Here is a 20,901-nt window from a genome sequence, read left to right as displayed (position 1 = left end):
TTCCAGTGTTTAGCCGATAGCTTGATTCTCTTTTTATTTTTTTGTTCTTGTTTTCGAATTAATTGAAGTTATCCACATTTTTCATGTGGATAAAGCTTCTTTTTTGTGGATAACTTCGGATACAGCCTTTACTTCTCCTTTTTCCAACACGATTTTATTGTCAATGCAGGTTGGTAGTTGTGTCTGGAAGTGCCCTACATAAATGAGCGTCTGGCCACTTTTACTGAGGTCATCAATGACATCGTTGAAATACTGGGTCTGCTCTTTATCTAAGCCCTGACAAGGTTCGTCCAAAATCAGCAATTCTGGATGCTTCACGATCGTGCGAGCCAATAGGACCAAACGTTGTTGGCCTAATGGTAACGACCCCAAGGTTTTGTGTTTAACCTCTTTGAGGTCAAAAAAATGGAGAATTTGCTCGAGCTTTTGCTGTTGTTCAAATCCTAATCGCTGGTATAGGCTCATGGAATCAAAAAATCCAGAAGCAATAGTCTGCCCAACGTTGGCATTCATATCATAGTACCAATGCAATTCTGGCGATATAATACCCAAATGTTCTTTGATATCCCAAATGCTTTCTCCAGATCCTCTTTTTTTGCCAAAAAGATGGATGTCGTTGGCATAGGCCTGTGGATGATCGCCATTGATTAAACTGAGCAACGTGGATTTTCCTGAACCATTATGCCCTTGTAGCAACCATTTTTCGCCGGCTTTTACTTCCCAGTCAATATTCTTTAAGACTTGTTTTTCGCCATAGGAGATATTGATCTTGTTCATTTTTACCATGATTGGAGAAGTTACTTCAGGGGCTCGTTGCAGAAAATAGGGGAGTGCCTTTCTTGTGCGGGGCAATCCTCTGGATAACGCATTGCTATTTTGGCGAATAACAATCTTACCATGCTGGATCTCCGCAAAACGATTGATACATTCCGGTTGTTCGTCATCATTACTTATCAACAACAAGGTAACTCCTTTATCCGCAAGCTGATCGAAAATCTGATTGAGATCTTCCCGAGACTGTGCATCTAGTCCTGTATAAGGCTGGTCGATAATGAGCACCTGAGGTTGAAGCCACAAGGCCTTGATCAATTGCAGTCTTTTGTGTTCGCCACTCGAAAGTTCAATCAACTGCTGATCTTTGAAATTTTCGAATCCAAAAATGTTCAGGTAAGAACGTACGTTTTCAAAAGAAAGCTGTTCTTCTTGCGCAAAATGTTTCAACTCAGCAAAAACCGTTAATGTATCGTTTTTTGCAAATTTGTTGTAGCGCTGTTGGTAATAGAAATTGCGATCGCCTTCAAGATTGGTAAACTGAAACCAATTGGAAACGTAGTGAATTTTCGCTGGCAGTGGGCTTGTTGGATTAAGGTGGAATGTGATCTCGCCTTCATACTTCAATTGCCCGGCAATCGCTTTTGCAAGTGTGGTTTTTCCTGTACCGCTAGGACCGCCTAAGATCCATTGTTCGCCAGGAAAAATTTGCCAATTTAAGTCTTGCAGTACGGTATCTTTACCGTACTGAATGGTTAAATTGGCAATATGGACGACAGGATCTACCATTGTCTGTTTGCTTCAAATGCTTCGATTGAATCTTTCTGGTTAAGGATAAAATCAATGTCATCATATCCATTGATCAAACATGATTTTTTGTATGGATTGATTTCAAACTCAAATTGATCACCTGTCTCTGTCAACATGACTGTTTGTTTTTCAAGATCAACGATAATCGCTGTTGTCGGATTTTGGTGCACCAATTCGAAAATTTTTGCCAAAAACTCTTCGGGTACCTGAATCGGTAATACACCATTGTTAAGGGCATTTCCTTTGAATATATCGGCAAAGAATGAGCTGATGACCACATCAAAACCATAGTCTTGAATAGCCCATGCGGCATGTTCGCGGCTTGAACCACAACCAAAATTCTTACCGGCAACCAATATTTTCCCTGTATAGGTCGGGTTGTTCAATACAAAGTCAGTTTTAGGCTGATTGTCTGTATCAAAACGCCAGTCGCGGAATAAATTATCACCAAAACCTTCACGCGTGGTTGCTTTTAGAAAGCGTGCGGGAATAATTTGATCGGTATCAATATTTTCGATAGGTAGAGGGACTACCTGTGACGTTAAAGTTTCAAATTTTTTCATTTTTTTCTGCTTAGATCAACTCTCTTACATCTGTTACTTTACCTGTTACTGCCGCAGCTGCTGCTGTCAAAGGAGATACCAGCATGGTGCGGGCATTCGGTCCCTGACGCCCTTCGAAATTTCTATTTGAAGTCGAAACACAATATTTACCAGCAGGGATTTTATCTTCGTTCATACCTAAACATGCCGAGCATCCTGGTTCACGTAACTGGAATCCTGCCGCTTCAAATATTTTATCCAAGCCTTCTTCTTTAGCTTGTTTTTCTACTTGTTTTGAGCCCGGTACAATCCATACTTCAACGTCTTGTGCTTTTTGCTTGCCTTTAACGAATGAAGCTACTTCACGTAAATCTTCAATACGGGAATTGGTACAACTTCCGATGAACACATAATCAACACGGTTGCCTAAGACTGTTGAGTCATCTTTGAAGCCCATGTAATCCAATGCTTTTTGGTACGATGGTCTTTCTGATTCCGCTTGTGCGCTAGTTGCTGGAATATGCTCCGCAATACCCATACCCATGCCTGGATTGGTACCATAAGTAATCATTGGCGCAATGTCTGCAGCATCAAAAGTCAACACTTTATCAAAGATGGCATCTTCGTCAGAATACAATGTTTTCCAGTACGCTAGGGCTTTATCCCATTCTTCACCTTTCGGTGCGAATTCACGACCTTCTACATAGTCGAAAGTGATCTGATCCGGAGCAATTAAGCCTCCACGTGCACCCATTTCGATACTCATGTTACAAATGGTCATACGTGCTTCCATGCTTAATGAACGGATTGCTGAACCAGCATATTCAATAAAGTAACCTGTACCGCCGGCAGCAGAGATTTTGGAGATGATATATAGGATGATATCTTTTGCCCCAACACCTTTTTGAAGGGTACCGTTGACTTCAATTTTCATTGTTTTTGGCTTCGACTGCAATAAACATTGTGTTGCGAAGACCTGTTCAACTTGAGAGGTTCCAATACCAAAAGCAATAGCTCCAAAAGCACCATGTGTTGAGGTATGACTATCGCCACAGACCATCGTTTTACCTGGTAGGGTGATACCCAGCTCCGGACCAATAACGTGTACAATCCCTTGGTATGGATGCCCCAAACCATATAATTCAATACCAAATTCAGCACAATTTTTGGTGAGCATATCAACTTGATAACGGGATAGCTCTTCTTTGATCGGTAAATGTTGATTGAGTGTCGGTACGTTGTGGTCGGCAGTAGCTACCGTTTGCTTTGGACGAAAAACTGGGATTCCTCTTTTACGCAAGCCATCGAAAGCTTGAGGTGAAGTAACTTCATGAATCAAGTGGGTGTCGATATATATAATATCCGGAAACCCTTCTTCACGCTTGACGACGTGCGCATCCCAAATCTTTTCTACTAATGTTTTTGACATTTTTTATTCTCTCTTATGTTATTTTTATATGAACCAAGGTGATATTGTAAATGTCTCAATATCACCTTGATTTCAATATACTAAATTACGAAATATTCATGATTTTTGGAGCATGTATAATTTCGTATGAACTTTTAAACAGTTTTGATCGCTTTCATTGCAGTCATCGCTTTACGCAATTTGCGACCAACGATTTCTACTGGGTGATCACGCAAAATTTCATTGATAACAACCAATTGTGCATTGTCAACTGCAGCGTCTCTGCCTTCGTTGAAGTTTTTACCTACTAAGTCCGTGTCAACAGTTTTCATGAAGTCTGCTAATAACGGTTTACAAGCCTGATCGAATAAGTAACAACCATATTCAGCTGTGTCAGAAATAACACGGTTCATCTCGAACAACTTCTTGCGAGCGATTGTGTTAGCGATCAATGGTGTTTCGTGCAATGATTCATAATACGCTGACTCAGGTTTAATACCCGCTTCAACCATTGTTTCGAATGCCAATTCAACACCTGCGCGGATGAAAGCAACCATCAGTGTATAGTTGTCGAAGTATTCTTGTTCGTTGATTTTAACATCACCAGCAGGTGTTTTTTCGAATGCAGTTTCACCTGTTTCGGCTCTCCATTTCAATAAATTTGCATCACCATTTGCCCAATCTTCCATCATGGTCTTGCTAAAGTGACCTGACATGATATCATCTTGGTGTTTTTGGAATAAAGGACGCATGATGTCTTTCAATTCTTCTGAGATCTCAAATGCTTTTACTTTTGCAGGGTTGCTCAAACGGTCCATCATTCCGCTTACACCACCATGTTTTAAGGCTTCCGTAATCACTTCTACACCGTATTGTACCAATTTCGATGCGTAACCAGCTTCGATACCTTTCTCGATCATTTTGTCGAAAGACAAGATCGATCCTGTTTGCAACAATCCACAAAGAATTGTTTGCTCACCCATCAAATCTGATTTTACCTCAGCTACGAATGAAGATTTCAATACACCAGCCTTGTGCCCGCCTGTTCCTACACAGTACGCTTTTGCTTCAGCCCAGCCTTTTCCTTGTGGATCATTTTCCGGGTGAACAGCGATTAAAGTAGGAACACCAAAACCACGAAGGTACTCTGCACGAACCTCAGAACCTGGACATTTTGGAGCAACCATGATGACAGTAATATCTTTACGGATTTGCATACCTTCTTCAACGATGTTGAAACCGTGTGAATACGATAACGTAGCGCCTTCTTTCATCAAGGGCATTACAGCGTTGATTACTGAAGTATGTTGTTTATCTGGAGTCAAGTTGATAACTAAATCCGCAGATGGGATCAATTCTTCGTAAGTGCCTACGTTAAAGTTGTTGTCCGTAGCGTTTTTCCAAGAATCTCTTTTTTGTTCAATAGCTTCTTTACGCAAAGCATAAGAAACGTCCAGTCCGCTATCTCTTAAGTTTAAACCTTGGTTCAAGCCTTGCGCACCACATCCTACGATTACGATTTTTTTACCTTTTAAAGCGTTTACACCATCCGTGAATTCGGTGTTGTCCATGAATTCAGCGTGACTTAATTGTTCTAACTGCTCTCTAAGCGGTAAGGTGTTGAAATAATTTGCCATTGTTTTACTTTCTTTCTGTTATGGGTTGTTGATTATTTATTTTAATTATTGTACTAATCTGCGTTGAGCCATTGCGTAACCGAAATGAACGTTATCGTGTCCTGATGTCAGGGCTATAACTTCTTCAATGGTATCCATTGGATAGCCATAGGTTGCTGTTGAAAAAGAGGTGATTTCTCCGAAAACACCGTTTTCATAGTCAGCAGCAATTTGCTCAATACTGCGGATTGCGATTTCTTTCAATTCATCAACCTCTGCTTGTTCAACAAAGCGGGTTGGTTTGGTGTCTTTTTTATAATCTTCGTTATATTTTACCCAGTTCGTATCGGCCTTGATTCCTGTACGGACATAAACCAAGGTCTGTGTACTGACGACAATGTGGGCAAAATTCCAGATGATATTGTTGTTAAATCCCGCGGGAATTTTGTTAAGCTGTTCAATGGAAAGACCGTCAAGTAATTCAATGAATTTTTGACGTGACTTTAAGATAAATTTAAATGTCTCTTGCATAATACTATTAAAACTTACATCGTAAATACGTCATCTCTTTTGTCGAGATACTCGTTTTCTACAATTTCTATCGATGGTTCCTTGGCTTCAAACTGAACCAATTTGGAATGGAAACCTGCACTATCTTTAATGATGGCGATACGTGCGCCACGGACAAATTCGATCAAACCATATTTGGTCAATTCTTCTGTCAACTTGTCGATCTCTTCGCGGTGACCTGCAGTTTCAAAGACGATATAGTCGTTGCGGATCACAACAACATTGGCACCATATTGACGTAGTAAACGTTCTACATATACTTTTTCATTGACCACATCCGCAGGTACTTTATACAGCGCCTGTTCTTGCCAGATCACTTCATCATTGGTGTTGTAATAGGCCTTGAGGATATCAATCTGTTTTTCCAGTTGACGACAAAGCTTACGCAGAACATCTTCAGCCTCCGTAATTACGATGGTAAAACGATGTATTCCTTCTACTTCAGAAGGAGAAGTATTCAAGCTTTCAATATTGATTTTTCTTCTTGAAAAAATTGTTGAGATCCGACCGATAAGACCGATTGAATTCTCTGTATATAGGGTGATGGTATATTCTTGTTTTTCCATGTTAAATTCTACTTTAAGCGTATCTCCGATACCGATGTTCCTTGTGCAACCATTGGAAATACATTGTTTTCCTTACCTACCATCACTTCCAATAGATATGCACCGTCGTGATCAATCATGGTTTTCAGGGCATTACGTAGGTCTTTACGTTCCGAAATCTTCTGACCGTCGATGTAATAGCCTTTCGCTACAGCAACAAAGTCAGGACTCGTGATATTCACGAATGAATAACGTCTGTCGTGGAATAATTGCTGCCACTGGCGTACCATGCCCAAGAATTCATTATTGAGGATCATGATTTTGACTTTTGCGCCAAATTGCATAATCGTTCCGAGCTCCTGGATCGTCATTTGTATACCACCATCACCGATGATCGCTACGACAGTTTTCTCTGGCGCGCCATACCAGGCACCGATTGCTGCCGGAAGACCAAAGCCCATCGTTCCTAAGCCCCCTGAGGTTACATTCGATTTGCTGTTGTTGAATTTAGCATAGCGACAAGTTACCATTTGGTGTTGACCGACGTCCGTTGTAATGATCGCATCACCACCTGTCAATTCATTCAACACATTGATGACCTCACCCATGGTCATAATATCTGTTTGTGGGTGAAGTTCATTTTGGATGACTTCTTTGATTTCTTCTTTTTCAAGTTCACGGAATTGTGCAAGCCAGGCGGAGTGATCCACAGCCGTTACCAATTCTGTAAGCATCGGAAGAGTTTCTTTACAGTCGCCCCATACAGGTACGGTTGTCTGTACGTTTTTGTCAATCTCTGCCGGGTCTATATCCAAATGGATTACTTTTGCCTGTTTGGCATATTTGTCCAAACGACCTGTTACACGGTCATCGAAACGCATGCCGATGGCTATTAAAACATCACATTCATTGGTCATGACATTTGGCGCATAGTTACCATGCATACCCAACATCCCTACGTGAAGTTGATGATCCGTTGGAAGTGCACTTAAGCCCATTACGGTCGATGCCGAAGGAATGCCAGTTTTTTCGATAAAAGCTTTGAATTCTTCCTCTGCTTTTCCAAGAATGATACCTTGTCCAAAAAGAACAAATGGTTTTTTTGCATTGTTGATTAACTCGGCTGCCTGCTCAACATATTCTTTACGAACTTGTGGTGCAGGTCTATAGCTACGTACGTGGTTGCATTTTTCATAACCAAAGTAATCGAACAATTGCATTTGTGCATTTTTAGTGATATCGATCAATACCGGTCCTGGACGACCTGTGCTGGCAATATAAAATGCTTTTGCGAGTGCAGCTGGAATTTCAGTTGCGTCGGTGACTTGGTAGTTCCATTTGGTGACCGGTGCCGTGATATTGATGACATCTGTTTCCTGAAAAGCATCTGTTCCCAAGAGTGAAGCAAAGACCTGACCTGTGACACAGACGATAGGGTTACTATCGATCATGGCATCAGCCAGTCCAGTAACTAGGTTTGTTGCTCCAGGACCACTTGTCGCAAAGACGACGCCTGTACGACCTGAAGTTCTTGCATAACCTTGCGCCGCGTGGATTCCACCTTGTTCATGGCGCACTAAAATATGCTTCAGACGATCCGTATAATCATAAAGGGCATCATAGATCGGCATAATTGCGCCTCCAGGATAACCAAATACGGTATCAACTCCTTCGCTCAATAAGGCCTCCAATACAGCTTTCGATCCCGAAATTTGTGTCGGAGTTTGCTGCGCTGTAGCGGCCTTATTTTCTGTTATTTCCAGTGTACTCATTACGTTGATTTTTTTTATTGTTGATTATTCAGTCTTTTTAGTATTTAGATATTTGATCTGAGACATTAAGCATCGATTGTTTAGGTCTCTATTTGCTTAATGTCTCTGTTTTTATTTTCTACTGATCCGTTACACAGCCTTCTGAGGCATCGGCAACAGTTTTAGCGTATTTGTATAAAACTCCTTTGTTAACTTTTAACGCTGGTTGTACCCAAGCGGCGCGACGTTGCGCGATCTCTTCATCGGAAAGTAGCACATTGATGCTGTTATTCACTGCATCGATCTCGATAACGTCATCATCATGTACAAGACCGATTAATCCGCCTTTGTAAGATTCTGGTGTGATATGCCCTACGACAAAACCATGTGTTCCACCTGAGAAACGGCCATCGGTAATTAAAGCAACAGATTTACCAAGACCGGCACCAATAATCAAGGAGGTTGGTTTAAGCATTTCAGGCATGCCTGGTGCTCCAACAGGACCTTCATTTTTGATTACGACAACATCTCCTGGTTTGATTCTACCAGATGCAATACCGGCCACTAAATCATGCTCTCCATCGAATACGCGTGCAGGACCAGTGAATTTTTCACCTTCTTTACCGGAAATCTTGGCAACAGAACCTTTCTCTGCTAAGTTCCCATAAAGAATCTGTAAGTGTCCAGTAGCCTTGATTGGATCGCTCAATGGTTTGATAATCGGTTGGTCATATTCCATGATTGATTTAACATCAGCCAAGTTCTCAGCGACCGTTTTTCCTGTTACCGTAATACAGTCACCATGAAGTAAACCTTCATTTAAAAGATATTTCATGACAGCAGGAGTTCCACCAAATTGCTGAAGATCTTGCATCAAGTATTTACCGGATGGTTTGAAGTCAGCTAATACAGGGGTTTCGTCACTCATGCGTTGAAAGTCGTCTTGCGTGATATCTACGCCCACGGCTTTGCCTATTGCGATAAAGTGAAGTACAGCATTGGTACTACCGCCCAAGATAACAATGGTACGTAGCGCATTCTCAAATGCTTTACGTGTCATGATATCAGAGGGCTTGATATCTTTCTCAAGCAGCGTGCGGATATGTTGACCTGCCTCTAAACATTCATTTTTCTTTTCTTCCGAGATCGCTGGATTGGAAGATGAGTATGGTAAGCTCATTCCCAAGGCTTCAATTGCCGAAGCCATAGTATTTGCTGTATACATTCCGCCACAAGCACCAGCACCAGGGCAGGTATGTTTGATAATGCCTTCATAGTCTTCATCGGAAAGATTGCCGCAGATGCGTTGTCCCAATGCTTCAAATGCAGACACAATGTTTAATTCTTCACCTTTATAGTGGCCTGGAGCGATAGTACCGCCATACACCATTAAAGAAGGACGGTCCAAACGGGCCATTGCCATAATAGCACCGGGCATGTTTTTGTCACAGCCAGGAATAGAGATCAAGCCATCATAATACTGTCCACCACAGATCGTTTCGATACTATCAGCGATCACATCACGACTTACCAACGAATAACGCATCCCATCGGTACCGTTGCTCATACCGTCACTGACGCCAATGGTTCCAAAGGTCAAACCCACTAAATCATTGTTCCAAACGCCCTTCTTGACGATTTGTGCCAAATCATTTAAGTGCATATTACACGTATTACCATCATATCCCATGCTGGCAATACCGACCTGTGCTTTGTCCATGTCGGCATCCGTAAGACCGATACCATAAAGCATTGCTTTTGCAGCAGGTTGCGTTTCGTCTTGTGTAAATGTACGGCTGTATTTGTTCATTCCGTTTTCGCCGTTAGATGATGACTTCATAATTTTCGTTCTCTAATACTAAATTTTTATATCTTCTTTGGATTGATGCACCTATGCTGTGTTCCCAGGCTTCTTTGTAGATGACATCATCGACTTGTTTGATTCCGATAATTTCTGCCGCAGTCCCGCATAAGAAAGCGCTGTCAGCAGTATAAATGTCTTCTATCGTCAATTGCTTTTCAATGACTTCGAAGTTTAATTTTTTACAAATGTTTTTTACGGTCTGACGTGTAATGCCCGGGAAGATATTCTTCACTGGCGGCGTATAGATTTTGAAATCCTTTTCGATGAAAATATTTTCACTGGATGCTTGGGCAACGTAGCCTTCGTGGTCGAGCATTAACGCTTCGTCGTAACCCTTCCTGATGGCTTCAGTTGTCGCAAGGATGGAGTTTACATATTGCCCAGAGATCTTCGAGTCAATTTTAAACGACTTTGGATTAGGTCTTTTGATATCAGAGATACATACCTTTAATAGGTTTTGACCAAGATATGGTCCCCATTCCCATGCTGCCATCATGATGGTTGCTTCGGTTGATGAGGTTAGGTGCATATTTGAACCGGTCAATACCAATGGACGTATATAAGCTTCTCTTAGGTTGTTGTTGGCCAGGAGCTCATAACAGATGTCGATCAGCTCTCGGTTGCTCCAACGATAGGGAATATTAACTGCTTCACACGATCTCTTTAAGCGATCGAAATGCATGTCAGCTTTAAAGATACGTGGTCCATTGTGGGTATTATACGCACGTAGACCATCGAACACCGCATACCCATAATGCAGTGACTGTGCAAAGGGATCCAATGCTGCTTCGGAAGCTTTTACAAAAGCTCCATCTAAATAGATCAACGTGTTTTTATCGTAATATTTCATAACCCAAAATTTACCTAAGTATAATAGTTCCCTTTTTTGTAATATTGGTGGTAAATCATGCTATCTCAAGCTTCTATAAAAACTTTCGATTTTCATTTCCTCAAGGTAGCAGGAATTACAATAATTGGCAATAGGTAAAGTGCTAATTTTGTATTTAGAATAAAATTTCATTAAATATGTTTTTGTAAAATTTTATTTTTTAATAATTCATTTTATTCGGTTTTATATTTTGTTAGTCGTATACCATATTTAAAATTGGTCTACAGGTGTGAAAAATTATTTTTTGTTACAATGGCCAATTTTCTTCCTAAAATGAAGAAAATGTCAAAAAAACTTTAAAAAAAAAAGCTTCCGATATTTCTATCGGAAGCTTTTTAGATTTTATAAAATCGATTTGATTTAATCTCCGATAATTCCTTCAGCAAGCACGGTAATGACGTTGTCTTTTGCTTCCACAACACCACCTTTAATGAACACTTCTTGTCCACCGTTACCTTGTTGAATAATTACTTTTCCATCTTCCAAAGTAGAAACGATGGCAGCGTGGTCTTTCAAAATTTGAAAAGAACCCGCAGTGCCCGGTACAGTAACGGATGTTACTTCGCCTTCGAATGCTAATTTGTCTGGAGTGATAATTGTTAATTTCATTATTCTTAGATATAATCTAGATTAAACTGCTTCTGCTAATAATTTTTTACCTTTTTCGATAGCATCATCGATGTTACCTACTAAGTTGAAGGCAGCTTCAGGGTACTCATCTACTTCACCGTCAATGATCATATTGAAACCTTTGATGGTATCTTTGATGTCTACCAATACACCTTTTAAACCTGTAAATTGTTCTGCAACGTGGAAAGGTTGAGATAAGAAACGTTGTACACGACGTGCGCGGTGTACAGTTTGTTTATCTTCCTCAGATAATTCGTCCATACCTAAGATGGCGATGATATCTTGCAATTCTTTATAACGCTGAAGAATTTCTTTTACACGTTGTGCAGTATTATAGTGTTCGTTACCTAAAACGGCAGGAGAAAGGATACGTGATGTAGAATCCAAAGGGTCCACAGCAGGGTAGATACCTAGCTCAGCGATTTTACGAGACAATACTGTAGTTGCGTCCAAGTGAGCGAAAGTTGTCGCTGGAGCAGGGTCAGTTAAGTCATCGGCAGGTACATATACAGCTTGAACCGAAGTGATTGATCCGTTTTTAGTTGAAGTGATACGCTCTTGCATTAAACCCATTTCAGTTGCCAATGTTGGTTGGTAACCTACGGCTGAAGGCATACGACCCAAAAGGGCAGATACTTCAGAACCCGCTTGTGTAAAACGGAAGATATTATCGATGAAGAATAATACGTCACGGCCTTGACCTTCGCCATCACCGTCACGGAAGTATTCCGCAACTGTCAAACCTGATAAAGCAACACGCGCACGTGCACCAGGAGGCTCGTTCATTTGACCGAATACGAAAGTACATTTAGAATCTTTCATCAATTCGTGGTCAACAGTATCCAAAGGCCATTCGCCTTTTTCCATGCCTTCCATAAAGTGCTCACCATATTTGATGATACCAGACTCCAACATCTCGCGCAATAAGTCATTACCTTCACGTGTACGTTCACCTACACCGGCGAATACAGAAAGACCACCGTGACCTTTTGCGATATTGTTGATTAATTCTTGGATTAATACAGTTTTACCTACACCGGCACCACCGAATAAACCAATTTTACCACCTTTAGCATATGGCTCTAAAAGGTCAATAACTTTGATACCAGTAAAAAGTACTTCGGATTCAGTTGACAAGTCTTCGAATTTAGGAGGTACGTTGTGGATAGGACGACCATTCTCTTTATTCAAATTTTGGATCCCGTCTATGGCATCACCAACTACATTGAATACACGACCTTTGATTTCTTCACCAACAGGCATTTTGATAGGAGCACCAGTATCGACAACTTCCATTCCGCGAACTAAACCTTCAGTTGCGTCCATGGCAATTGTACGTACACGATCCTGACCTAAGTGTTGTTGAACTTCTAATACAACACGTTGTCCATTTTCTTTTTGAATGTACAATGCATCGTAAATTTTAGGTAGATTTTCACTGTCGGCGAAGTTGACGTCAACAACTGGGCCGATAATCTGCGCTATTTTACCAATCTTGGGCATATTATAGGGACTAAATATTTATTAATCAATTTTATATAAGAGACATAAAAGGCCTCTTTTTTGGTCAGCAAAAATAAGGTTATTCGTTTTTAAAAACAAATAGAATTTGCAATTAAATTACAATTTTATTAATGTAGGTCAAAATGTTATCGATTGTAATTCTGTATGTTTCGATTTCTATACCTGCAAATATAGTTTTTCTCTTTTATCCGGCTATGTATTTTTGAAGTTTACAGCTTTACTTCGCTGAATCTTTTATTCGTTTAGGAATGGAAACTGATTAAATAAAATCGACCTGTAACGGAGTGCCTCTAGGATTCGTTACAGGTCGATCGAAATAAATCTGCTATTTTATGAAAAGCAGGACTAGATTTTTTTGTTTAGTTCGTCCTGTAACTGACGCTTGAGCAATTGTTCCTTTTCCATGGATTTTTTGCGGAAAGTAGCAAATTCCTCTTGCGATTGCTCGGCCGTTTTTTGGAATTCCACCGTGTCCACTTTCGCTTTCCGATAAGAAAATAAAAAGATAAATGCTGCTACTGCCAATACCGCAATGATCGTCCAAACAACAGTATTGTAAAAAGTTTTAGATGTATTGATTCCCAAGAAAGAGAAACTTTCTGTTTTTTCCTTCTCCTGTGCCAACTGATCCTTTAAAACCTGAATTGAATCTTGTAAAGTTTTGGTATTGGACGTATAGTTGCTTGAAGATGATTTTAAAGAGCTGATTTCCTTGTGGAGTTTTGCTACGGTATCAATTACATTTCGTTTCACAATATCAAGGTTGGTTTTTCGTACCATCTTGAAATCATAGTTGTTTTTCGAAATATAATTCAGGTGGTCAAATTGATTCGCCAAACTTCCTTTTTTTAATCCATCCGGACTGTACTTGAAGGCATTATTCTGTTGTGCTGCTGTAGTGGCGGGAGCCGCAGCAGGAGCTTGAGCCTTCAATAGTGTATGTGATGAAATAAATAAAATCGTAAAGAATATAAATGCTAATCTCAATTTGCTCATGTTGTTTATTTTATAAAATGCGTTAATCTAGCTTATCCTAATTGTAAAACTAGGATATACCTGTGATAAATATAAGGAATTATTGAAAAAACGAAAATGTTAAGTGAAATATATTCCAATTCCCATCGGTCATTTCCCGTTACTTTATCATGATTCGATAGACCAACTTGGCAAATACCGTAAAAAGGACATGATCTTTTCCTTATAGATCGCCGTATTTAGTTTGAAATAGTATGCTCCTTTTTTTGAGTTTTCCTTATCCTTTTCCTCCAGTTTGATTATAAGGTCTGAGGAAAGCAGTTTTCGGCTGAAATTGCGCTTATCCAACTCGATATTGTAAACACCCTCATAGAGTGCTGCAATCTGGGGAATCGTGAATTTCTCAGGCAGCAATTCAAATAATATCGGATACAAAGCTGCCTTCATGCGTAGGCGGTGCTGTGCCGAAGCGATCATCTGATCATGATCGAAGATCAGTGTTGGATGCTCCTGTAATGGAAACCATTGAGCTTCGTAATCGTCACTGAGGATATGTTTATATTGCTGCGTATCAATCAGCGCAAAATAACAGATACTGACAACCCGGTCGCTAGGTTCACGCTTAGGTTCACCGAATACACTACATTGTTCCATATATACATTTTCAAGTCCTGTTAACTGTTTGAGCACTCGGCTCGCCGCTTCTTCCGGACTTTCGTCAGATTGAACGAAACCACCCATCAGACTCCATTTATTTCGTTCGGGTTCGAAATCACGTTTAATTAAAAGTACTTCAAGGGATTCGCCGTTAAATCCAAATATGATACAGTCTACTGCCAAAAGGATCCCTGAATCTTTTTTATAATATTCCATCATCTATCGTTTTATCTTTTTTTATCTGACACCACCCCATTTATTCCACGAGCAAAACTATGTAAAAAAGTAAATAGCTAAAAATAAGTATAATAATTGTCTGATACATCCCTTTAAAAGGCTTTTATACGCCTATGTCGGGAATTCGGGTTAACCATAATTTGCTGCTATGAAGTTAGCTCTATTTTTTAAATATGAAAATTTTCTTTCATATTTAAAAAAATAAATGTTTATTTGACACTAATTATTTTTTCAAGGCGAACTTCAGAAAGGGGGGGATTGAAAAATAAGGCGTTAGAGACAATTATAAGTTATAAACCAAATTCAGCAAAAATGAATAAATCGTATGTCATTGGGGTGGACTATGGAAGTGATTCGGTCCGTTCGGTATTGGTTGATGCTAACAATGGCGAGGAGATAGCTTCTTCTGTGTTTTACTACCCGCGTTGGAAAAGAGGGGAGTATTGTGATGCTGCTTTAAGTCAGTTTAGGCAACACCCGTTGGATTATATCGAAGGCTTGGAAGCAACAATAAAAGATTGTTTGCTCAAATCGGAAATCGACAATATTGGCGCAGCTGTAAAAGCAATTTCCGTGGATACAACGGGATCTACTCCAGTTGCCGTAAACGCAGCCGGGGTTCCATTGGCGTTGTTGGACGAGTTTAAAGACAACCCCAATGCCATGTTTGTTTTATGGAAAGATCATACAGCTGTTGGAGAGGCCAAAGAAATTAACCTGCACAATCAAAATAGTTCGGTGGATTATTTGAAGTATGTGGGCGGAGTATACTCTTCGGAATGGTTCTGGGCCAAATTACTTCATGTTTTTAGGGCTGATGAAAGGGTCCGTGCCGCCACATATAGCTGGGTTGAGCATTGTGATTATATTCCTTTTCTATTGACCGGGGGAACACAGGTGTCTGCTATGAAGCGTGGGGTTTGTTCAGCGGGGCATAAATCGCTTTGGGCCGAAGAATTTGATGGCCTACCTCCAAATTCTTTCTTTTCAACACTTGATCCATTGCTGGATGGTTTGGTTGATCGTTTGTTTTCCGAAACATACACTGCTGATCAATCTGCTGGTCAGCTTTCGGAAGAATGGGCGCAACGATTAGGTCTTACAAAATCAGTCGTTGTTGGTGTAGGTGCATTTGACTGTCATATGGGGGCCGTCGGAGGACAAATTGAGCCGTATTATCTGAGTAAGGTGATGGGGACATCGACCTGTGATATGCTAGTTGCTCCGAAGGAGGAGGTTCAGCATACGTTGGTCAGGGGAATCTGCGGTCAGGTAGACGGTTCAATTATACCGGGAATGATTGGTATGGAAGCTGGGCAATCGGCATTTGGAGATGCTTACGCATGGCTGAAACAGGTGTTACTGTGGCCAACGAAAAATTTGATACAAGATATTGAAGAGATCGAAGGGCATACGCGTGAACAGTTGATGGCAACCCTGGAAGATAAACTCTTGTTCAGTCTAAGTGAGCAGGCGGCATTACTTCCCGTAACGGCAACATCTGAATTAGCTTTGGACTGGCTCAATGGTCGTCGAACTCCGGATGCGGATCAATCCTTGAAAGGAGCGATTACAGGTTTGCACCTCGGAACAGATGCGCCGCGGATCTTCAGGGCGATTGTCGAAGCGACCTGTTTTGGCGCAAAGGCTATTGTTGACCGTTTCGTGGAGCAGGGTATTCCGGTAAGAGGTTTGATCGGTTTAGGCGGAGTTGCAAAGAAATCACCTTTTATTATGCAAATGATGGCCAATGTGATGAATATGCCTATTCGTATTCATAAAAGTGAACAGACTTGTGCCATTGGCGCAGCAATGTTCGCCGCAACAGCTGCTGGTTTATATGACCGGGTTGAAGATGCTATGAAGGCAATGGGGCAAGGTTTTGAACGAACCTACATACCTGAGGAAAAATGGGTAACAATCTATGCCGAACGCTATGAATATTACAAGGCTTTGGGAGCTTTCATCGAAGGAAAGGAATCGCTAGCCATTACTGTTTAACCATTCAACTTTTAATCATGTATAATTCAATTAAAGAAGAAGCCTACCATTGCAATATGCAATTGCCCCAGCTGGGATTGGTGCTTTTTACATTTGGAAATGTGAGCGTTGTCGATCGTCGTCAGGAAGTTTTTGCGATTAAACCAAGTGGGGTTCCATATGAAGAGCTTTCACCCGAACATATGGTGATTGTAGACTTCGATGGTCAGGTGGTTGAGGGGAATCTTCGGCCATCATCAGATACGAAAACTCATGCGCTACTGTATAAACATTGGAAGGAAATCGGTGGGATCACCCACACGCACTCCACCTATGCGACAGCATGGGCACAGGCGCAACGGGATATTCCCATTTTCGGAACGACACATGCAGATCATTTGACTGTAGATATTCCCTGTGCTCCACCAATGCACGATGAGATGATCGCCGGAAACTATGAGCATGAAACGGGTTTTCAGATTATCAATCACTTTGCCGAAAATAAGCTGGATTATAAAGAGGTGGAAATGATTCTGGTTGGTAACCACGCGCCGTTTGCCTGGGGTAAAACTGGAACAAAGTCTGTTTATAACAGTGCAGTATTGGAACAAGTTGCTAAAATGGCTTGGTTGACAGAACAAATCAATCCAAGTGCGCCTCGATTAAAGCCTGCACTGATCAAAAAGCATTACGAACGGAAGCATGGGGCCAACGCCTATTATGGTCAATAATTTTTAGTAATAAAAAATCTATAGCAAAAACTACAATTTAACATGAATATCAATTTAAAAGAGCTTGAGGTCTGGTTTGTCGTGGGAAGCCAAGACCTATATGGTGAAGAAACCTTGCGACAAGTTGCCCTACATGCTGAGGAAATAGCCAATTATTTACATACCCAAGCAGCGATTCCAGTAGCGGTAAAATATAAACCGATCGTAAAAAATACGGACGAGATTTATGCAACATTGGCAGCCGCCAACAATGAAAAAAACTGTATTGGGGTTATTACCTGGATGCATACATTTTCACCTGCAAAGATGTGGATCAGAGGATTAAAAGCTTTGCAAAAGCCATTGTTGCATCTGCATACGCAGTATAACCAAGATATCCCATGGAATAGTATCGATATGGATTTTATGAATCTCAACCAAAGTGCGCATGGGGATCGCGAATTTGGACATATCGTCAGCCGCTTAAAAATAGGTCGTAAAGTCGTTACCGGGCATTGGCAAGATGCGGAAGTGCTGGAACGGATTAATGTTTGGGCACGTGCAGCAGCCGGCTGGCACGACTGGCAAGGTGCTAAATTTGCAAGATTTGGCGATAACATGCGTTATGTGGCTGTTACAGATGGCGATAAAGTGGAGGCAGAGTCGCAATTTGGTTTCGCTGTAAACACCTATGCCATTGGTGATTTGGTAGAGGTTATCAATGCGAGTACGGAAGCGGAAATCGCTGCATTATTAGCGGAGTACGAAGCGACTTATGAACTTGCCGAAAATGTAAAAGTTGACGGTGAATATCATACTAACCTCATCGAAGCTGCTAAAATAGAAATTGGCCTACGGAAATTTTTGGAACAAGGAAACTTTAAAGGTTTTACGGATACCTTTGAGGATCTGCATGGGATGGTACAACTTCCGGGCTTGGCGGTACAACGTTTAATGGCTGAGGGTTATGGTTTTGCCGGCGAAGGGGATTGGAAGACTCCGGCTTTGGTGCGTGCTTGCAAAGTAATGGGTGCAGGATTGGCTGGAACAACCGCATTTATGGAGGACTACACCTACCATTTTGATCCGCAGAATCCCATGGTACTTGGCTCACATATGTTAGAAGTGGACCCCGCTTTAGCAACTGGAAAACCACGTATAGAAGTACATCCGCTAGGAATTGGCGGCAAGGCGGATCCTGCCCGTTTGGTTTTCAATGGCCAGAGCGGAGATGCATTGAATGCCTCTTTGGTCGATATGGGAACGCGTTTTCGTTTGATCGTGAATAAAGTACAAGGTGTCGCTGTAGAAGAGGAATTACCTAAGCTTCCTGTTGCACGCGTGTTATGGAAACCGCTGCCAGATATGAAAACAGGCTGTAGTGCCTGGATTGTGGCGGGGGGGGCACACCATACCGCCTACAGCTTGAGCTTAACACCCGAATACCTGGAAGATTTTGCACGTATTGCCGGGCTGGAATATGTATTGATCGACGAGGATACTACGGTAGCGAAACTCGAAGATCAATTGAAATGGAATGAACTATATTATTTACTGAGTAAATAATAGCCTAAGCCATTTATACCTGCTCTTCGGGTATAGATGGCTTATTGATAATAACCAATTTGGGAAATATGGAAAAATTTGCAACGGTAGATTACATCATCTTCGTAATTTACTTCTTTATTGTAGCCGGTTATGGCTACTGGATTTATCGTAAAAAGACGAATAGTTTAAGCAGTAGCAAGGACTACTTTCTGGCGGAGGGATCATTGACTTGGTGGGCCATAGGCTCTTCGTTGATCGCATCGAATATTTCTGCTGAGCAGTTTATTGGTATGAGCGGTAATGGATTTGAGGTCGGTATTGCTGTAGCCGCTTATGAGCTTATTGCTGCGGTAGCGTTAATTATTGTTGCGGTTTGGTTTATTCCGGTCTATCTGAAAAACAAGATTTTCACGATGCCCCAGTTTTTGAACAACCGATACAATGAAACAACAAGTCTTATTATGGCAATCTTTTGGTTGTTTTTGTACGTTTTTGTCAATCTGACTTCCATTTTGTATCTCGGGGCAATCGCCATTTCGAGTATGGCCGGAGGTGGTGACAGTTTCCACACCATTACAGTTGCTTTAGCTGTATTTGCCGTTATCATTACGCTGGGTGGAATGCGTGTTATTGGTTTTACAGATGTTATTCAGGTTGTTGTATTAATTATTGGTGGTATAGCAACGACCTATGTGGCATTGACCTTGGTCAGTGAACATTTTGGTTTGGGACAAGACGCCTTAGCGGGATTCAATAAACTGATGGAAGATTCGCCGGAGCATTTTAACCTATTTGTCGATAAACCTGGACCGGGTGCCAGTCAGGAAGATATCAATAAATATCTGATGCTGCCTGGAATAGGGATGTACCTTGCCGGGATCTGGATTGTCAACCTAAATTACTGGGGCTGTAACCAATACATCACACAACGCGCTTTGGGAGCTGATTTAAAGACGGCACGTACAGGGATTCTTTTTGCAGGGTTTCTAAAGTTGTTTATGCCGATTATCGTCATGCTTCCAGGAATAGCTGCTTATGTGCTTTATAAAAATGGCGCATTACAACACGAAATGGCTCCTGGAGGGGTGTTTCATGCCGATAATGCGTACTCGGCAATATTGGGCTATCTGCCAAATGGAATGAAAGGATTAGCACTGGCGGCGCTTACGGCGGCTATTGTGGCCGGATTGGCCGGAAAGGCGAATAGTATCGCAACGATCTTCACATTGGATATTTTTAAAAAATACATCAATAAAGATGCGAGCGAAGCAAAAATGGTCTGGGTTGGAAAGATAACAATTGTGATCTCTATTTTACTTTCTGTTTTATTTACCTGGAATGATGCGCTGGGCATCGGTGGCGCCGGAGGATTTACCTTTATCCAAAAATATACAGGCTTTATCAGTCCGGGTGTTTTTGCGATGTTTTTGCTCGGTATGTTCTGGAAAAGAACTACGGGTGCAGCCGCCATTACAGGCCTGGTTACGGGATTTGCATTGTCGGTATTTTTCAACGAGTTTGCAACAAAAGTTTTCGGACCAGAAACATGGATCTATACGGCATATCTTAACAAAGCGGGTGTTTATGAAATTCCATTTCAGATATGTATGGGACTAGCATTTGTGTTTACGATGATCGCTATGATTGCTGTCAGCTTATTTGGGCCAAAAGTTAATCCAAAAGCTTTTGTATTGGATCGATCCATGTTTAAAGTGGAACCGTCCGTATTGGCATTAATTGTTGTGACTTTATTGTTGGTGACTGCTATCTATGTGCGTTTTTGGTAGAAATGTTGCCATTTGAATAATTAAATGATTATGAACCATTCCTAATTAAAATTAGGAAGCCTCCATCAGACCGATGGGGTAAAACTT

The 20,901-nt window shown here is 41.1% G+C and carries 17 protein-coding genes; 4 read left to right on the top strand and 13 right to left on the bottom strand.

All coding sequences use genetic code 11. From position 1 onward, the window contains the following. Window positions 1-81: 81 nt before the first annotated feature. The 13 genes from BV902_RS25955 to BV902_RS25895 all read right to left on the bottom strand — a co-directional run bounded on the left by BV902_RS25955 (window position 82) and on the right by BV902_RS25895 (window position 14,771). Window positions 82-1,560, bottom strand: a complete 1,479-nt coding sequence (locus BV902_RS25955) for an ATP-binding cassette domain-containing protein (protein ID WP_075994370.1) — start codon at window positions 1,558-1,560, stop codon at window positions 82-84. Continuing rightward, on the bottom strand, window positions 1,554-2,144 hold the full coding sequence (gene leuD, locus BV902_RS25950) for a 3-isopropylmalate dehydratase small subunit (RefSeq protein ID WP_075994369.1): 591 nt from the start codon (window positions 2,142-2,144) through the stop codon (window positions 1,554-1,556). Before leuD ends, BV902_RS25955 begins: the two co-directional genes overlap by 7 nt. A gap of 10 nt (window positions 2,145-2,154) precedes the next feature. Continuing rightward, window positions 2,155-3,552, bottom strand: coding sequence for a 3-isopropylmalate dehydratase large subunit (gene leuC, locus BV902_RS25945; RefSeq protein WP_075994368.1), 1,398 nt, complete (start codon window positions 3,550-3,552; stop codon window positions 2,155-2,157). Window positions 3,553-3,686: 134 nt separating this feature from the next. After that, complete coding sequence (ilvC, locus tag BV902_RS25940) at window positions 3,687-5,168, bottom strand: ketol-acid reductoisomerase (RefSeq protein ID WP_075994367.1); 1,482 nt, start codon at window positions 5,166-5,168, stop codon at window positions 3,687-3,689. A gap of 45 nt (window positions 5,169-5,213) precedes the next feature. Beyond that, entirely contained in the window at window positions 5,214-5,678 is a 465-nt protein-coding gene (locus BV902_RS25935; protein ID WP_172840740.1) for a DinB family protein, read from the bottom strand. 14 nt (window positions 5,679-5,692) lie between these two features. Then, the gene (ilvN, locus tag BV902_RS25930; protein ID WP_070570155.1) at window positions 5,693-6,283 is read right to left on the bottom strand and encodes an acetolactate synthase small subunit; all 591 of its coding nucleotides are present in this window, start codon (window positions 6,281-6,283) and stop codon (window positions 5,693-5,695) included. A gap of 8 nt (window positions 6,284-6,291) precedes the next feature. Next, complete coding sequence (gene ilvB, locus BV902_RS25925) at window positions 6,292-8,034, bottom strand: biosynthetic-type acetolactate synthase large subunit (RefSeq protein ID WP_075994365.1); 1,743 nt, start codon at window positions 8,032-8,034, stop codon at window positions 6,292-6,294. Between the two features lie 118 nt (window positions 8,035-8,152). After that, window positions 8,153-9,853: a dihydroxy-acid dehydratase gene (gene ilvD / locus BV902_RS25920; RefSeq protein WP_075994364.1), complete on the bottom strand. Its 1,701-nt coding sequence runs from the start codon at window positions 9,851-9,853 to the stop codon at window positions 8,153-8,155. Beyond that, a complete protein-coding gene (locus BV902_RS25915; RefSeq protein WP_075994363.1) occupies window positions 9,837-10,727 on the bottom strand; it encodes a branched-chain amino acid transaminase in 891 nt (296 codons plus the stop codon). The genes ilvD and BV902_RS25915 overlap by 17 nt, the downstream gene beginning before the upstream one ends. A gap of 399 nt (window positions 10,728-11,126) precedes the next feature. Continuing rightward, window positions 11,127-11,375, bottom strand: coding sequence for an ATP synthase F1 subunit epsilon (gene atpC, locus BV902_RS25910; RefSeq protein ID WP_075994362.1), 249 nt, complete (start codon window positions 11,373-11,375; stop codon window positions 11,127-11,129). A 21-nt stretch (window positions 11,376-11,396) separates the two neighbouring features. Further along, window positions 11,397-12,899: a F0F1 ATP synthase subunit beta gene (gene atpD / locus BV902_RS25905; RefSeq protein WP_075994361.1), complete on the bottom strand. Its 1,503-nt coding sequence runs from the start codon at window positions 12,897-12,899 to the stop codon at window positions 11,397-11,399. Window positions 12,900-13,265: 366 nt separating this feature from the next. Further along, window positions 13,266-13,916: a hypothetical protein gene (locus tag BV902_RS25900; protein WP_075994360.1), complete on the bottom strand. Its 651-nt coding sequence runs from the start codon at window positions 13,914-13,916 to the stop codon at window positions 13,266-13,268. A 147-nt stretch (window positions 13,917-14,063) separates the two neighbouring features. Beyond that, window positions 14,064-14,771 carry an NUDIX hydrolase gene (locus tag BV902_RS25895; protein WP_237241856.1) on the bottom strand — a complete coding sequence of 236 codons (708 nt, stop codon included), beginning with the start codon at window positions 14,769-14,771 and terminating at the stop codon, window positions 14,064-14,066. Window positions 14,772-15,101: 330 nt separating this feature from the next. On the opposite strand from BV902_RS25895, the gene BV902_RS25890 reads away from it, so the two are divergent. From BV902_RS25890 to BV902_RS25875, 4 genes are all read left to right on the top strand, one after another. After that, entirely contained in the window at window positions 15,102-16,790 is a 1,689-nt protein-coding gene (locus tag BV902_RS25890) for a ribulokinase (RefSeq protein ID WP_075994358.1), read from the top strand. Between the two features lie 17 nt (window positions 16,791-16,807). Continuing rightward, window positions 16,808-17,500, top strand: a complete 693-nt coding sequence (locus BV902_RS25885; protein WP_075994357.1) for an L-ribulose-5-phosphate 4-epimerase — start codon at window positions 16,808-16,810, stop codon at window positions 17,498-17,500. Window positions 17,501-17,542: 42 nt separating this feature from the next. Further along, the gene (gene araA / locus BV902_RS25880; RefSeq protein WP_075994356.1) at window positions 17,543-19,045 is read left to right on the top strand and encodes an L-arabinose isomerase; all 1,503 of its coding nucleotides are present in this window, start codon (window positions 17,543-17,545) and stop codon (window positions 19,043-19,045) included. A gap of 68 nt (window positions 19,046-19,113) precedes the next feature. Beyond that, entirely contained in the window at window positions 19,114-20,814 is a 1,701-nt protein-coding gene (locus tag BV902_RS25875; RefSeq protein WP_075994355.1) for a sodium:solute symporter family transporter, read from the top strand. The last annotated feature ends 87 nt before the right edge of the window (window positions 20,815-20,901 follow it).

It is taken from the genome of Sphingobacterium sp. B29, from assembly GCF_001952815.1.
In the GTDB taxonomy this organism is placed as follows: Bacteria; Bacteroidota; Bacteroidia; order Sphingobacteriales; family Sphingobacteriaceae; genus Sphingobacterium; species Sphingobacterium siyangense.
Note: the sequence above shows the minus strand (reverse complement) of the source record. Positions and strands in the feature narration are given on the sequence as shown.

Excerpts from the sequence above, each read along its gene's own strand:
- BV902_RS25955 (WP_075994370.1), bottom strand. The coding sequence starts at position 1,560 with ATGGTAGATCCTGTCGTCCATATTGCCAATTTAACCATTCAGTACGGT.
- leuD (WP_075994369.1), bottom strand. The coding sequence starts at position 2,144 with ATGAAAAAATTTGAAACTTTAACGTCACAGGTAGTCCCTCTACCTATC.
- leuC (WP_075994368.1), bottom strand. The coding sequence starts at position 3,552 with ATGTCAAAAACATTAGTAGAAAAGATTTGGGATGCGCACGTCGTCAAG.
- ilvC (WP_075994367.1), bottom strand. The coding sequence starts at position 5,168 with ATGGCAAATTATTTCAACACCTTACCGCTTAGAGAGCAGTTAGAACAA.
- BV902_RS25935 (WP_172840740.1), bottom strand. The coding sequence starts at position 5,678 with ATGCAAGAGACATTTAAATTTATCTTAAAGTCACGTCAAAAATTCATT.
- ilvN (WP_070570155.1), bottom strand. The coding sequence starts at position 6,283 with ATGGAAAAACAAGAATATACCATCACCCTATATACAGAGAATTCAATC.
- ilvB (WP_075994365.1), bottom strand. The coding sequence starts at position 8,034 with ATGAGTACACTGGAAATAACAGAAAATAAGGCCGCTACAGCGCAGCAA.
- ilvD (WP_075994364.1), bottom strand. The coding sequence starts at position 9,853 with ATGAAGTCATCATCTAACGGCGAAAACGGAATGAACAAATACAGCCGT.
- BV902_RS25915 (WP_075994363.1), bottom strand. The coding sequence starts at position 10,727 with ATGAAATATTACGATAAAAACACGTTGATCTATTTAGATGGAGCTTTT.
- atpC (WP_075994362.1), bottom strand. The coding sequence starts at position 11,375 with ATGAAATTAACAATTATCACTCCAGACAAATTAGCATTCGAAGGCGAA.
- atpD (WP_075994361.1), bottom strand. The coding sequence starts at position 12,899 with ATGCCCAAGATTGGTAAAATAGCGCAGATTATCGGCCCAGTTGTTGAC.
- BV902_RS25900 (WP_075994360.1), bottom strand. The coding sequence starts at position 13,916 with ATGAGCAAATTGAGATTAGCATTTATATTCTTTACGATTTTATTTATT.
- BV902_RS25895 (WP_237241856.1), bottom strand. The coding sequence starts at position 14,771 with ATGATGGAATATTATAAAAAAGATTCAGGGATCCTTTTGGCAGTAGAC.
- BV902_RS25890 (WP_075994358.1), top strand. The coding sequence starts at position 15,102 with ATGAATAAATCGTATGTCATTGGGGTGGACTATGGAAGTGATTCGGTC.
- BV902_RS25885 (WP_075994357.1), top strand. The coding sequence starts at position 16,808 with ATGTATAATTCAATTAAAGAAGAAGCCTACCATTGCAATATGCAATTG.
- araA (WP_075994356.1), top strand. The coding sequence starts at position 17,543 with ATGAATATCAATTTAAAAGAGCTTGAGGTCTGGTTTGTCGTGGGAAGC.
- BV902_RS25875 (WP_075994355.1), top strand. The coding sequence starts at position 19,114 with ATGGAAAAATTTGCAACGGTAGATTACATCATCTTCGTAATTTACTTC.